We start from the raw sequence: 16517 nt of genomic DNA on the forward strand, positions 1-16517 counted from the left end.
TTCTCGATGCCTTCAGATCAGGAGAATTAACCATTTCTGAGGTAGAAGAACATCTTCAAGGCAAGAAGCGGCAGTTGAAAAGCCCGCTTTCAGAAGGACAAAAAGGACTGTGGATGCTTCAGAAAATGTCTCCTGATATGAGTGCATATAATATTCCTTTATGCTTTCGCATCAGCAAACGAATACATGCAGAGACGTTCAAGAAAGCCCTTCTGTTTGTGCAGAGACAATATCCTGTTTTAACCAGTGTGATTCAAGAGGAGAATGGCATTCCATTTCAATCGGTTCAGTCGTCAGAAGCTCTTTGTTTTGAGGAAGAGGATATTTCAGCGATCAAATCAGCAGAGATATTGCCTTTTCTAAAAGAAAAAGCAAAAGAACCTTTTCATTTGGAAACTGGTCCGTTATTGCGCACACATCTTTTTCATCGATCAAAAGAAGAATGCATTGTGCTCATAACGATTCACCATATCATATTTGACGGTGTGTCGATGCTGACATTGATATCGGAACTTTTTAAGGCGTATCAAGAATTAGTGAATGGGACTGAGCCCGTGCCGCAGCCGCTAACAGCTGATTATTACGATTTTGTCGATTGGGAAACCCGGATGCTGAATAGCAGAGAAGGGGAAGAGCATCTCGCTTACTGGAAAGAACAGTTGTCTGGGAATCTGCCAGTTCTTGATCTTCAAGCTGACCGCCCGCGGTCTTCAGCACGAAAATTCAAGGGGCAAGCATATAAAAGCTTGCTCCCTCATCACCTGAGAAATCAAATCAAATCGTGTGCCCGCACCAATCATGTGAATGAATCGGTTGTGTTTTTCTCCATTTACAAGGTCCTGCTGCATCACTATACAAAACAAAAAGATATCATTGTCGGCGTTCCGACAATGGGGCGGCATGAAGATAGCTTTGAAACCCTTATCGGTTACTTTATCAACATGATGGCTGTTCGAAGCAAGAATATCGGATCTATGCCATTTACAGCATTTATTCGGGAACTGCAGCTGACAATGGCTGACGGTCTGGACCATGCGGCATATCCGTTCCCAGCATTGGTAAGAGAGCTGAATGTAGACCGCTCGGCCACGGATTCGCCGGTTTTTCAAACAGCCTTTCTGTACCAAAACTTCTTTCAGACAACAGGCTTGCAAAAAGCGCTTGAACCATATCAAACGCTTGGCATTGAATATATTGAGGATATTCGGCAAGAGGGAGAATTTGAGCTGGCACTCGAGATATATGAGCAAGAAAATGAAACAGTGCTTCACCTTTTGTACAACCCTGATCTATATGAATTGTCCTTCATTGAAAGCATGATGGAGAACTATATGAAGCTCGCGCAACACATAATGGAGGATCCGTCTTTGCCGCTTGAAACCTACTCTTTACAGTTACATCAAGAACAAAACAGTTTACTGGAACAATGGAATGCGACAAGCACAAACACGCCAAATGACAAGTGTATACATGAAGTGTTTGAGGAAAAAGCGAAACAAACCCCGGATGCGGTTGCTGTGATTTTCGAAGACAGGTCTCTTACATATAAAGAAGTAGATGAAAAAAGCACATCTTTGGCAATCTATCTTCAACATCAGGGGGTTGGACCTGAACACCCTGTTGGAATTTGTGCAGAGCGTTCGTTTGATATGATCATCGGGATTTTAGGAATACTGAAAGCCGGCGGAGCGTATGTGCCGTTAGATCCAAGCTTCCCGCAAGAACGGTTGAAGTACATGCTCAAAGACAGTCAGGCATCCATTGTCCTGACCCAACCTAACGTTCATCATACGATCAGCGGATTAATTGGCAGCCATGTAAAAGCTATCAATATCGAGTTGGCTTGCCGGAATGATTATACAGATCAGCAAAGCAGCGGTTTAAAACGGGAAGTAAAACCGGAGCATCTCGCTTATATCATTTACACATCGGGAAGCACTGGACAGCCTAAAGGGGTTATGGTCGAGCATAGGAGCATTATGAATACCCTAAATTTTCTTGAATCTCACTATCCCGTGACTGCTGAGGATGCATATTTACTGAAGACGAACTATGTGTTCGATGTATCGATCTCGGAATTATTTGGATGGTTTATCGGAAACGGCCGCCTTGTGATTCTTCCGCCTAATGGAGAGAAATCACCGCAGCAGTGCATGGATTATATTGAAAAATACAAAGTGAGCCATATTAATTTTGTACCGGCTATGCTCCATGTTTTTTTAGAAACGGCGAAAGACAACAAGCAGTTCACAGAGGATGGACCGCTCAAGTATATGATGGTTGCAGGTGAAGCTTTCCCTAAAGAATTAGTGAAAAAGGCGGTATCAATCTTTAAAAACTGCCGTGTTGAAAATATTTACGGACCTACGGAAGCCTCCATTTATGCTGCGTATTTCGGATGTGGAAACGGGGATATTGCAAGTCACCATACGCCGATTGGAAAACCTGTCTCCAATGTGAAACTTTATATTGTGGACCAGCATTTGATGCCTGTGTCGATTGGAAAGCCTGGTGAGCTTTGCATCGCGGGAGCCGGCTTGGCAAGAGGCTACTATAATAAGCCTGGCCTCACGGCTGAAAAATTTATTGACAATCCATTTGAACCAGGGACCAAGCTTTATAAATCAGGTGATTCAGCAAGATGGCTTCCTGACGGCAACATAGAATATTTAGGTCGGATTGACAGCCAGGTCAAAATACGCGGTTTTCGCGTCGAACTGGGCGCAATAGAAACAAAGCTGAGTGAATATCCGGGCATTTTAGATCAGGCGGTCGTGGTGAAGCAGCTGGAAGGCCATCAACAGCTCGCTGCTTATTATACAGAGGAAAGCGGCCATTCCTCTGCAGATCCAAAAGAGTTGCGCCGTCATCTAAAATCCAGTCTGCCGGAATATATGATACCTTCACACTTTATCCGCTTAGATGAGCTGCCGTTATCGCCTAGCGGGAAAGTGAACCGTAAAGAACTGGAAAAACGCGAGATCGTTTTCAATAAAAAGAAACCAAATCGCTTGCGGTTAACGGAAATAGAGGATCAGGTGCTTCGCATTTGGGAGGAAACGCTCAAGGTCAGCGGATTTGGACCGGAAGACGGATTTTTCGATGCGGGCGGTGATTCGCTTCTGGCTGTAGCTGTGGCTGAACGAATCAAAAAAGAATTGGATTGTGAATTTAGTGTTACCGAGCTATTCGAATATTCCACGATCCGTGCAGTAAGCCAATACATTTTGGAGATGAAAAACTCAGAAAAAGCCATAACTCGAAATGAAGACGAAGGTGATCTCAAAAGAGATGGAAAATACCAGCAGCAGACGATCCCTCCTTATTTTGACGATAGTGTTGCGATTGTGGGGATATCCTGCCAATTTCCGGGTGCGAAACATCATCATGATTTTTGGAATCACATCAAGGAAGGCAAAGAAAGCATTCAGTTCTTCTCTGAAGAAGAGCTTCGCGAAAACGGAGTTCCGGAAGAATTGATTCAACATCCTGACTATGTGCCTGTGCAATCTGCGATCGAGGGTAAAGACTTATTCGACCCTGGTTTCTTTCAAATTTCTCCGAAAGATGCTGAGTATATGGACCCTCAGCTCCGCCTCTTATTACTGCATTCCTGGAAAGCGATTGAGGATGCAGGATATGTGGCAAAGGAGATTCCGGGCACAAGTGTATATATGTCTGCGAGCAACAATTCATACAGAACGTTATTGCCGAAGGAGGCAACAGAAGGGCATGAATCACCGGATGGCTATGTCTCATGGGTTTTAGCTCAAAGCGGAACCATCCCGACGATGATCTCACATAAGCTCGGATTAAAAGGGCCAAGCTACTTTGTTCATTCTAATTGCTCTTCATCACTAGTCGGCTTGTATCAGGCATACAAAAGCCTGACATCAGGCGAATCTCAATATGCGCTTGTCGGAGGCGCGACATTGCACGCTCAATCAGCGATCGGCTACGTACACCAAAACGGATTGAATTTTTCAAGCGACGGTCATGTTAAGGCGTTTGATGCTTCAGCGGATGGAATGGCCGGAGGTGAAGGCGTAGCGGTTATCCTGCTGAAAAAAGCTGTGGATGCCATAAAAGACGGAGACCATATTTATGCCATTATGCGCGGAATAGGCATTAATAATGATGGGGCAGATAAGGCAGGCTTCTACGCGCCAAGTGTAAAAGGCCAAACAGAAGTGATACAGCATGTATTGGATCAAACCAACATCCATCCTGAAACGGTCAGTTATATTGAAGCGCACGGAACGGGAACGAAATTAGGCGATCCTATTGAATTGTCTGCTTTAAATAAAGTGTACAAGCAATACACCGACAAAACACAATTTTGCGGAATTGGTTCAGTGAAAACGAATATCGGCCATTTAGATACGGCTGCTGGGTTAGCCGGATGCATTAAAGTTGCGATGAGCTTATACCATAATGAACTTGCACCGACTATCAACTGTACGGAGCCGAATCCGAATATAAACTTTGAAAGCTCTCCCTTTTATGTTGTCCGCGAACGAGAGCCGTTAAAGAAAAGTGAAGGTGTCCACCGGGCGGCTCTGAGTTCATTCGGTCTTGGCGGCACTAACGCCCATGCTATATTTGAGCAATATGAAAACCTTTCTGCATGGGCAGGGAACGAAGGCGATCAGCCCTATATCATTCCTGTATCAGCAAAAAATAGTGAACGGCTCCAAGCATACGTAAAGGAGCTGCTGACCTATATCAGTCAAAACAAGCAAACGCATATCTCTCTAAGAGATTTTGCATACACCTTCCAGGTCGGACGGGAAGCAATGGACAGCAGGGTCGTTTTTATAGCGAACGATCTGGAAGAATGGAAACAGCAGCTGGAAGCTTTTGTGAATGGAAAGCCGCTCGCAGAAGGCTATATTCAAGGAGAAAAAACGAGAATGACATCCGCTGAACAGTTGCTTGGAAACGCTGAAGCGGAAGAACTGGCTGCATCACGGATATCAAAAGAAGAATTGAAAAAGCTTGCCGAGATGTGGGCAAAAGGCTTTCACGTTGAATGGCGGAGGCTTTACCAAAATACGACGCCGCGCCGCATCAGCTTGCCGACATACCCTTTTGCTGAAGAACGGTACTGGCCTGAAAGCGGCACCGGCGCTATCACAACAATTGAACCATCGCGTTTGCATCCTTTGGTGCACCATAATACATCGATTCTGTCAGAGCAGCGGTTCAGCTCCACCTTCACAGGACAAGAGTATTTTATTGCCGAGCATATCATTAAAGGCATGGCGATTTTGCCGGCGGCGGTCACGCTTGAAATGGCAAGAGCCGCTATAGAACAAGGAATTGGCGAATTGGAGGATCATGAAACCGGAATCAGGCTGAAAAATGTCGTGTGGGTTCGTCCGGTTGTAGCAGGAGATGAGCCGGTTCACGTAAACATCGGACTTTATGATGAAGACGGCGGACACATTCTTTATCGGATGTATGGTGAGCCGGAATCTGTTGATGCAGGACCAGTTGTATATAACCAGGGTATAGCGGAATTGATGCAGGTAAAGCAAGAAAAAGCGCTGGATCTTGCTGAGATCAAGACCCGATGTGATCAAAGCAGAATGGACGCTGCCTTGTTTTATGAAGGAATGATCGGCGCCGATTACGGTCCCGGTTACAAGTGTGTAGAGACCGTATATAAAGGCGACGGCCAGCTGCTTGCTAAATTATCACTGCCGGAATCTGTCATGCATACGTTGGCCGATTATGTTCTTCATCCAAGTGTAATGGACGGGGCGTTACAGGCGGCTGAATATTTGCAAAACGTCGTCAGAGCGGAGCTGTCAGATAGTAAAGACTTTAAGGCAGCACTGCCGTTTGCCCTGGAGGAGCTTGAGGTCTTTCATCAAAGTGTCACTGACATGTGGGTTTATGTTCAATTCAACGCGAAAAATAAACCAGGGGATCTGATACAGAAAGTCGATATTGATCTATGCGATGAGCATGGCACGATTTACGTGCGGATGAAAGGATTTTCGACGAGAGTGATGGAGGCTGATATACAAACCGAACCATCAAAAATAAACGCTGAAACTTTATTGCTTCAGCCCGTTTGGCAAGAACAAAAGGCAGCTGAAGGCGCGGCGGCAAAAAAATATGCAGATCATCTCGTGTTCCTATGTGAAAGTGACAATGAGACGAGAAAACAGATTGAAGCAGCGATCGAGGATGTCCATGTATATAGCTTGGAAGCAAGGCCTTCTTCAGTGGATGGGCGTTTCCATTCTTATACGGAACAAGTGTTTAAGAAGGTACAAGAGATCACTCGCACGAAACCGATAGGCGGCATTCTCATTCAGATCGTAACCTTTGCCGAAGGAGAACAGCAATTGTTTTCAGGGTTGACTGGACTGCTAAAAACGGCCGAGCAGGAAAATGCCAAACTAACCGGCCAAATGATTGAAGTCAGCAGTGAAGAAAGTGGAGAAGGCATAGCTGGCAAACTGATAGAAAATCAAATGAGCAGCGATTCATATATCAAATATCACAACGGTACACGATACATTGCTGATTGGCGTGACATCAAAACGGCAAACCAAGACATCAGCAAGCCGTGGAAAGATGATGGCGTTTATCTCATTACAGGTGGTGCCGGAGGCTTAGGCCTTATTTTTGCAAAAGAAATCACGGAACAAACGAAGAATGCGACAGTGATTCTGACAGGCCGCTCGCCTCTTAGCGAAAGTAAAAGCAATAAGCTTAAAGAGCTTCACGGCAAGGGGGCTGAGGTCACCTATCAGCAAACAGATGTTACCGATAAGATTGAAGTCTACCAGCTTATTGACAGAATTCAGAAAATATACGGCCGTCTGGACGGCATTCTTCACAGCGCGGGAATCATCAAAGACAGCTACATGGTCAATAAATCAGCCGAAGACCTGCACGACGTACTGGCGCCTAAAGTAAAAGGACTTGTTTACCTAGACGAAGCAAGCAAGGATTTGCCGTTGGACTTCTTTATTCTCTTTTCATCACTTTCTGGAAGTTTAGGAAGCATCGGTCAGTCTGACTATGCGGCTGCCAATGTATTTATGGATATGTATGCAAGCTATCGAAATAGACTTGCCGACCTCAGCCAGCGGCACGGGAAGACACTTTCTGTAAACTGGCCGTTATGGAGCGAGGGCGGCATGAAGGTCGATCAAGAAACAGAGAAAAGACTTGTGCAAATGGCCGGGATTGTTCCTATGAGAGCAGAAAAAGGAATTCAGGCATTATATCAAGCGTTTCATTCCGAAGCAAACCAAGTAATGGTGATCGAAGGCGATGTGCAGAAGATAAAACAAAACATGCTGGCAAAAACCGCCTCGGCACCTATGGAAAAGAAGGAAACAGAGAGCATGACTGAACAAGCAAAGAACATTGATACAGACAATTTGCTGGATAAAGTAAAGGCGATGTTAAAGCGGGAGGTCGCCAAGCTGTTAAAGGTTAAGCTTGAAACGATTGATGATCATGCCGAGATGACGGTGTATGGATTTGATTCTATCTCAATGACGGAATTCACCAACCATATCAATCGCGCCTATAAATTAGAGCTGACGCCAACCGTCTTTTTTGACCACCCGACGATTCATGCGTTTGGCAAGCATTTGTCAGAAGAATATCAAGCGGTGTTTGCGAAGACATTTGCTGTGCGCGCAGCATCGGCCCAGGTTCAGCCTGCTGCCAAACAGGAGCAAGCCTTACATGTCAAAGCTAAAAGACGCCGGAAGCAGCAAGTCACGCTGCCAAACGCCGCACAGAGTGATGCTGGGCATGAGCCTATTGCCATTGTGGGCATTAGCGGGATTTTCCCTATGGCGAAAGATGTTGATGCATACTGGAAGATCTTAAAAGAGGGCAAAGACTGCATGACGGAAATTCCGAAAGACCGCTGGGATTGGCGGGAATATGAAGGTGACCCGGCGAAGGAAGTCAATAAAACGAACGTAAAATGGGGCGGTTTTATTGACGGAATTGCAGATTTTGATCCATTATTCTTCGGCATTTCCCCGCGTGAAGCGGAACAAATGGAACCTCAGCAGCGCTTACTGTTGACTTACGCCTGGAAAGCGATCGAAGATGCAGGATATTCGGCGAAACGTCTGTCTGGCACAAAAACAGGCGTCTTCATCGGAACGGGAAATACAGGATACAGCTCCCTTTTGTCAAAAGCCAACTCGGCAGTAGAAGGCTCAGCGGCGGCCAATACAAGCCCTTCAGTCGGTCCGAACCGGGTCAGTTATTTTCTTAATCTGCATGGGCCGAGCGAACCGATTGATACAGCTTGCTCCAGCTCATTGGTGGCTATCCATCACGCCATCTCCTCAATTGAGGAAGGCACTTGTGACATGGCATTGGCCGGCGGCGTGAATACAATTATCCTTCCTGAGGTGTATATCAGCTTTGATAAAGCGGGGGCACTGAGTAAAGAAGGAAAATGCAAAACGTTTTCGAATCAAGCCGATGGTTTTGCCCATGGAGAAGGGGCCGGCATCCTGTTCTTGAAAAAATTAAAAGCGGCTGAAGAAGCGGGAGACCACATTTACGGAGTCATAAAAGGCAGCGCAATCAATCACGGCGGCCGTGCAGCATCTTTAACGACGCCTAATCCGAAGGCGCAGTCGGATGTCATTCAGTCGGCATATGAAAAAGCGGGAATCGATCCGAAAACCGTAACCTACATTGAAGCGCACGGAACCGGGACGGAGCTTGGAGATCCGGTTGAAATTAACGGATTGAAATCAGCTTTTAAAGCACTGGGTGTGAATGAAGGAGATCCATCAGCCAATCCTTATTGCGGATTAGGGTCTGTGAAGACAAACATCGGCCACTTATCGCTGGCAGCCGGTGCAGCAGGGATCATTAAAATATTATTGCAGCTTAAGCACAAAACCTTAGTGAAAAGTCTTCACTGCGAAACCGTGAATCCGTACATTCAGCTGAAAGACAGTCCGTTCTATATCGTACGGGAAACGGAAGAATGGAAAGCGATGAAAAATGAACGGGGAGAAGAGCTGCCTCGCCGAGCAGGTGTCAGTTCATTTGGGATCGGCGGCGTAAACGCCCACATGATTATTGAGGAATATATTCCAGAAGCAGCCGATGAGATTATACCGTCCATCACACCTGAACATCCGGGTATCTTCGTTTTATCGGCTAAAAACGAAGCGCGGCTAAAAGAATATGCACAGCAGCTGGCAGATGCGATTGATAAGGAAACATATAGTGACGTAAATCTCACCCGCATCGCTTATACACTGCAAGCCGGACGGGATGCGATGGAAGAACGTCTCGGGATTATTTCTGGTTCCATTGAGGATTTACAGCAAAAGTTAAAAGACTTTGCAGCAGGCAAAAGCGATGTGGAGGATTTATTTAGAGGCAGGATTGATAAAGGCACGTTGCAAATGCTGACAGAGGACGAAGAGATTCAAGAAGCCGTTGAAAAATGGATGGAACGGGGAAAGTACGCAAAACTGCTTGAGTTATGGGTAAAGGGGCTTGATGTAGACTGGACGAAACTGTATGGCGAGAATCTACCAAAGCGCATCAGCTTGCCGACATATCCTTTTGCAAAAGACCGTTATTGGATCTCTGATCATATTCAAAAAAGCGGCAGCCCTGAAGCAAACAAAGCAGCCTCCCGCCTTGGCGGAGCTGTGCTCCATCCATTAATGCATCAAAACACATCGAACCTCTCGGAACAAAGATTTAGCTCCATCTATACGGGAGAAGAATTTTTCCTTGCCGATCATGTTGTCAAAGGCCAACGGATCTTGCCGGGAGTGGCACATCTTGAATTGGCGCGAGCGGCTGTCGAACAGGCAGCAGAGGTACAAGGTGTTCCGTGCACCATGAAGCTAAAGAATGCGGTTTGGGTGCGGCCTATTGTTGTAGAGGATCAGCCGCAGCACGTACACATCAGGCTTTTACCGGGAGAAAATGGTGAAATCTCTTATGAAATCTACGGTAATCCAGACGCTGCAGGCGAACAGTCAATCGTCTATAGCCAAGGCAGTGCTGTAATAAGTCCTGCTGAAAACCTGCCGGTGGTTGACTTGCAATCCTTGCGGGAGCAGTGTCAGCAAAGCGATTTCAGCGTTACTGAAGTATATGACACCTATCAAATGATCGGTTTTGAATATGGTCCTGCTTACCGCGGGATGAAAAAAATCTATACAGCTGAACATTTTGTTTTAGCAAGATTGTCATTGCATCCGTCTGCTTTAGATACGCTCAGCCAATACAACATGCATCCGGGGTTGATGGACTCTGCTTTGCAGGCATCGAGCATTTTAACAGGCGCGGGGGATAACCAGCTGACACTGCCTTTTGCGGTCCAAGAGCTTGAAGTCTTCGGAGCATGCTCTTCAGAAATGTGGGTATATGCAAGATACAGTCAAGGCAGTAAGGCAACTGATAAAGTACAAAAACGGGATATTGATATGTTAGATGAGAACGGCAATGTTTGCGTACGGATGAAAGGATTGTCTTTCAGGGCAGCTGAAGGCGGCTCTGGATCGGCAAAACCTGATCAAACGCTGGAAACCCTGATGTTTGAAGAACAATGGGTGCCTAAGGCTTGTGAAAAAGAAAATCCTGAGCCTCATTACGAACGGCACATTGTCATGCTTTGTGACATGAATGGCCTCTCAAAAGACAGCATTGAATCAAGAATGATAGGAGCGGAATGCATCGTTTTGGAGTCTTTCCGCGAAGGACTGGCAGAGAGATTCCAAGATTATGCCGAACAAGCGCTTGAGACAGTACAGAGCCTTCTCAAAAGCAAGCCGCAGGGCAATGTCCTGATCCAGCTTCTAACTTCTGCCCAAAGAAAACAGTACTCATTCTCAGGGCTATCGGCGCTCCTTAAAACCGCCAGCCTGGAGAACAAAAAATTGATCGGCCAGACGATTGAGATCGATTCAAACGAAAACATTGAAAGTGTGATAGAAAAACTGAAAGAGAATAAAAGACACGCAGGAGATCAGCACATCAAATATGAAACTGGCAAACGGTACATCAATGAATTACGTGAATTGCAAATGGCTGATCAGGACATAAGCCTGCCGTGGAGAGATAAGGGTGTATACCTCATCACCGGCGGTGCAGGAGGACTCGGGTTTATTTTTGCAAAAGAGGTTGCTCGTCAAGCCGAACAGCCTGTGCTCATTCTGACAGGCAGATCTGCGTTGAATCCGGATCAGCAGGTACAGCTAAACGAACTTCAGCGCTTAGGGGCTCGCGCAGAATACAGACGGATTGATGTGACACAAGCAGAGGAAGCCTCCGAGCTCATCACAAGCATCACATCTGATTACGGGGACTTGAATGGCGTCATTCACAGCGCAGGGCTGATTAAAGATAACTATCTCGTGAACAAAACCAATGAAGAGCTGACACAAGTTCTTGCACCTAAGGTAAAAGGACTTGTGAATGTGGATGAGGCAACCGAGCATCTCGCATTAGATTTCTTTATCCTCTTTTCTTCAATATCAAGTGTTGCCGGCAGCGTAGGGCAGGCGGATTATGCGATGGCTAACGCGTTTATGGACAGCTATGCAGCTTATCGAAATGCGCTTGTGACCGCCATGTACAGGCACGGGCAAACGTTGTCGATCAATTGGCCGCTCTGGAAAGAAGGCGGCATGCGCGCGAATAAAGAAATTGAAAACATGACTTTGAAAAACACAGGTGTGACTCCAATGCGGACCGAGACCGGCATTCAGGCGCTGTATAAAGGTTTGGCATTTGGCAAAGATCACGTCATCGTCATGGAAGGGTTCAGAGACATGATGAGGGAAAAGTTGACTCAAAAACCGTCTTCTGATGATGTTCCAATGAAAACAGTGCAGGTACCGGTGACATCGGAAGCAAGAATCGACCAAGACAGTTTGTTTGACCATATTCAAGAAGCTTTAAAGCAAGCAATCTCTCAATTGCTCAAAATCAAACCTGAAGAGATTGACCCGGATATGGAATTTAATCAATATGGATTTGATTCGATAACGTTGACTGAATTTGCAAATACACTGAATGAGCAGTACAAGCTGGATCTCACGCCTACGATCTTCTTCGAACATGCAACTGTTTATGCATTTGCAGCGTATCTGTCAGAAGAATATCCAAATGCCTTTACAGTTCAAACGCCTGTCAAAGCTGATCAGCCTTTACAGCCTGTAGAAAAAAACATAAAAAACATGACATTTTCAGCTGAAAACCGCTTTGCAAAACCTTCGGTAACGCCAGTGCAAAAGGCAGCTGATCACGGGCCTGAGCCTATTGCGATTGTGGGGCTGAGCGGCGTTTTTCCGAAGGCAAAGGACATCGAGGAATACTGGAAGAATCTGAAAGCGGGCGTAGATTGTATTACAGAGGTTCCAAAAGACCGCTGGGATTGGCAGGAGTATTACGGAGACCCTCTAAAAGAAGCGAATAAAACAAACGTCAAATGTGGCGGTTTTATAGATGAAGTAGCTGACTTTGATCCATTGTTCTTCGGCATATCTCCGCTTGAGGCGGAACAGATGGAGCCTCAGCAGCGCCTGTTAATGACCTATGCGTGGAAGGCGATAGAAGAAGCGGGATACTCAGCGCGAAGCCTGTCAGGAACCAAAACGGGTATCTATATCGGGACTGGAAACACGGGGTACAGTTCGCTTTTGTCAAATGTAGACATCGAAGGCTCGGCAGCTGCGAACATGAGTCCTTCTGCAGGACCGAATAGAGTCAGTTATTTTCTGAACATTCATGGACCGAGCGAACCGATCGACACTGCATGCTCAAGCTCTTTGGTCGCCATTCATCATGCGGTTTGCGCAATTGAAAACGGAAACTGTGAAATGGCGATTGCAGGAGGTGTCAACACAGTTGTAACACCTCAAGGCCATATCGCCTATGATAAGGCCGGGGCGCTGAGCAAAGAAGGAAGATGCAAAACATTTTCTGATAGAGCCGATGGATTCGCAGTCAGTGAAGGTGCCGGCATTCTCTTCCTGAAAAAGCTGACAGCGGCTGAACGAGACGGTGATCATATTTACGGTGTCATCAAAGGAAGTGCGGTAAACCACGGAGGCCGCGCAAATTCTCTGACGACTCCTAATCCGAAGGCTCAGGCGGATGTCGTGAAAACAGCATATGAAAAAGCGGGAATTGATCCAAGAACCGTGACCTATATTGAAGCGCATGGAACTGGAACAGAGCTTGGTGATCCAGTAGAAATCAACGGCTTAAAAGCGGCATTTAAAGAGCTGTATGAAAAAACGGGAGACCCGGCAGTTCGTAGCGGTCATTGCGGACTTGGATCTGCAAAGACAAACATCGGTCACTTATCGCTCGCCGCCGGTGTGGCGGGTGTCATTAAAGTGTTATTGCAGCTGAAACATAAGACGCTTGTAAAGAGTTTGTACAGTGAAACGATAAATCCGTATATCAGACTGGAGGACAGCCCGTTTTATATTGTGCAGGAATCCAGAGAGTGGCAGGCGCTGCAGGATGAAGCCGGCCGAGAGCTGCCGCGCCGCGCCGGCGTCAGTTCATTTGGCATAGGCGGCGTCAATGCCCACGTGGTCATTGAGGAATATATTCCAAAAGAAGCAACTCATTCTGCACAAGCGCCAGCTGTGACAGCACAACATCCGGGCATCTTTATCTTGTCGGCAAAGGATGAAGATCGTCTAAAAGACCAAGCCCGGCAATTAGCAGACTTTATCAGCAGTCAATCTATTACATCTCGTGATCTCACTGATATTGCCTACACACTCCAAGTGGGGCGTGATGCAATGGAGGAGAGATTAGGGATCATCGCTGTCTCGGCAGGGGACTTGCTGAAAAAACTGAACCTCTTTATCACTGGACATGCAAGTGCGAAGTACATGTCAGGCAGAGCAGACAAAGGGATCGTACAGACATTGAGATCAGATGATGAAATACAGAAAATCCTCAATAACAGCTGGGAGCCCGTGATATATGAAAGACTGCTTGAATTATGGATAAAAGGCATGGAAATAGATTGGAGTAAACTGTATGGCGGCAAACAGCCGAAACGCATCAGTCTCCCAACCTATCCATTTGCAAAAGAACGCTACTGGATAACGGATATGAAAGAGGAAGCAGTCACACATCATGCAGCACCTAGTGTCGAAACAGTAGCTTTGCACCCATTAGTACAGTCCAACACATCCGATCTATCAGAGCAGCGTTTCAGCTCGACCTTTACAGGTGCTGAGTTCTTTTTCACCGATCATAAGGTGAAGGGAAGCCCGGTCATGCCGGGTGTGGCATATATTGAGATGGTTCATGCTGCCGTTACGAGATCAGTGAGAGGAATCATAGAGACACAATCTGTTGTTCACATCAAAAATGTTGTGTGGGTGCAGCCAATTGTGGCGGATGGCCAGCCTGTTCAAGTCGATATCAGTCTGGATCCCCAGCAGGACGGTGAGATTGCTTTTAACATCTTTACAGAGGATGCGCACAATGGGCGGAAAATACACTGTCAAGGCAGTGCTGCAATCAGCGGGGCAGGAGACATTCCAGTTCAGGATATCAGCGAGCTTCAAGATCAATGCTGCCTAAGCACACTCTCACACGAGCAATGTTATGAATTATTTAAGGCGATCGGCATTAAATACGGACCTGGTTTTCAAGGAATAGATCGGCTTTATATCGGCCGCAATCAAGCCCTGGCAGAGCTTTCCCTGCCTCCTGGTATATCTCACACGCTGGACGAATTCGTTCTTCATCCAAGTATGGCAGACTCTGCTTTACAAGCGTCAATCGGGTTGAAGTTGAATTCCGGCGACGAACAGCTTTCTCTGCCTTTTGCGCTGCAAGAGCTAGAAATATTCAGTCCGTGTACAGATAAAATGTGGGTGTCTGTCACATCTCGTCCAAATGAGGACAGAATACAGAAACTGGATATGGATCTATGTGATGAACAAGGCCGAGTGTGTGTACGAATCAAGGGTATTTCCTCAAGGGTACTGGAAGAAATACAACCGCAAGATGAGCCGAAGTCAATAGATATCAAGGCATCTCTTGATGGAGCGCTTCTTATGGCGCCGGTATGGGATCAAGTACAACTGGAGAAGAACAGCATTCCGCCTGCTGATGAGCGTGTTGTCATCCTTGGAGGGGATCACAACAGCAGAACAGCTGTTCAAAGGCAGTTCCCGTTTGCCGAGGAGCTGTATATTGAGCCGAGCGCATCGATTCATGAGATTGGGAGCCAGTTTGAAACACTCGGATCGTTTGACCATATTGTGTGGCTGTCCCCTTCCCGTGTGACAGAAAGTGAAGCCGGCGACGAAATGATTGAAGCCCAAGATCAAGGCGTGAATCAAATGTTCAGGCTCATTAAGGCAATGCTCTCTTTAGGCTATGGAGAGAAGAAGATGAGTTGGACGGTCGTGACGGCAGATACGCAATGTGTTGATCAGTATGATATTGTCGACCCGGTCGACGCCGGTGTACACGGTCTGATTGGTTCGATGGCAAAAGAATATCCAAATTGGCAGACAAAGCTGATCGATGTCAGGAAGCATGAGGATTTGCCGGTGTCTGAGATCGTTTCCTTGCCAATTGATCAAGAAGGGAATACTTGGGCCTATCGAAATCAGCACTGGCATAAACTGCGTTTGATTCCAGTGCACAACAATCAACCAGTGCATACGAAGTATAAGCACGGAGGCGTTTATGTCGTCATAGGCGGCGCAGGCGGTATTGGCGAAGCTTGGAGCGAATATATGATCAGAACATACCAGGCACAGATTGTTTGGATTGGCAGAAGGAAAATGGATACAGCGATTCAAAGTAAGCTGGACAGACTTGCGCGTCTAGGGTCAGCCCCATTTTACATTCAAGCTGATGCGGCTAACCGCGAGGAATTAGAGCATGCTTATGAAACAATCAAACAAACGCATCGAGAAATCAACGGCATTATACATTCTGCGATTGTCTTGCAAGACCGAAGCCTGATGAATATGAGTGAGGACTGCTTCAGAAACGTTCTTGCTGCAAAAGTTGATGTAAGTGTGCGAATGGCACAAGTTTTCCGGCATGAACCACTGGACTTTGTTTTGTTTTTCTCTTCCGTACAATCGTTTGCGAGAGCTTCCGGACAAAGCAATTACGCTGCCGGCTGCAGTTTTAAGGATGCTTTTGCACAGCGGCTTTCTCAAGTATGGCCTTGTACAGTAGCCGTGATGAATTGGAGTTATTGGGGAAGCGTCGGTGTTGTTTCCTCACCGGAATATCAGAAGAGAATGGCTCAGGCAGGCATTGGTTCGATTGAAGCCCCTGAAGCGATGGAGGCATTGGAATTGCTGCTTGGGGGACCGCTGAAGCAGCTAGTGATGATGAAAATGGCAAACGAAACGAATGATGAAGCGGAACAGATAGAAGAAACAATTGAAGTGTACCCGGAAACTCATAGCTCCGCCATTCAAAAGCTGCGAAGCTATCACCCGGGTGACAGCACAAAGATTCAACAACTGTTATAG

General features: G+C 46.4%; 1 protein-coding gene. It reads left to right on the forward strand.

The annotated features are described in order from the left end of the window. Positions 1-113 precede the first annotated feature (113 nt). The gene (locus tag AC0C66_RS01320) at positions 114-16517 is read left to right on the forward strand and encodes an amino acid adenylation domain-containing protein (protein ID WP_472973525.1); all 16404 of its coding nucleotides are present in this window, start codon (positions 114-116) and stop codon (positions 16515-16517) included.

This window comes from Bacillus sp. VA13 (assembly GCF_055710085.1).

Coding starts and splice junctions, on each gene's coding strand:
- AC0C66_RS01320 (WP_472973525.1), top strand. CDS start 114: ATGCTTCAGAAAATGTCTCCTGATATGAGTGCATATAATATTCCTTTA.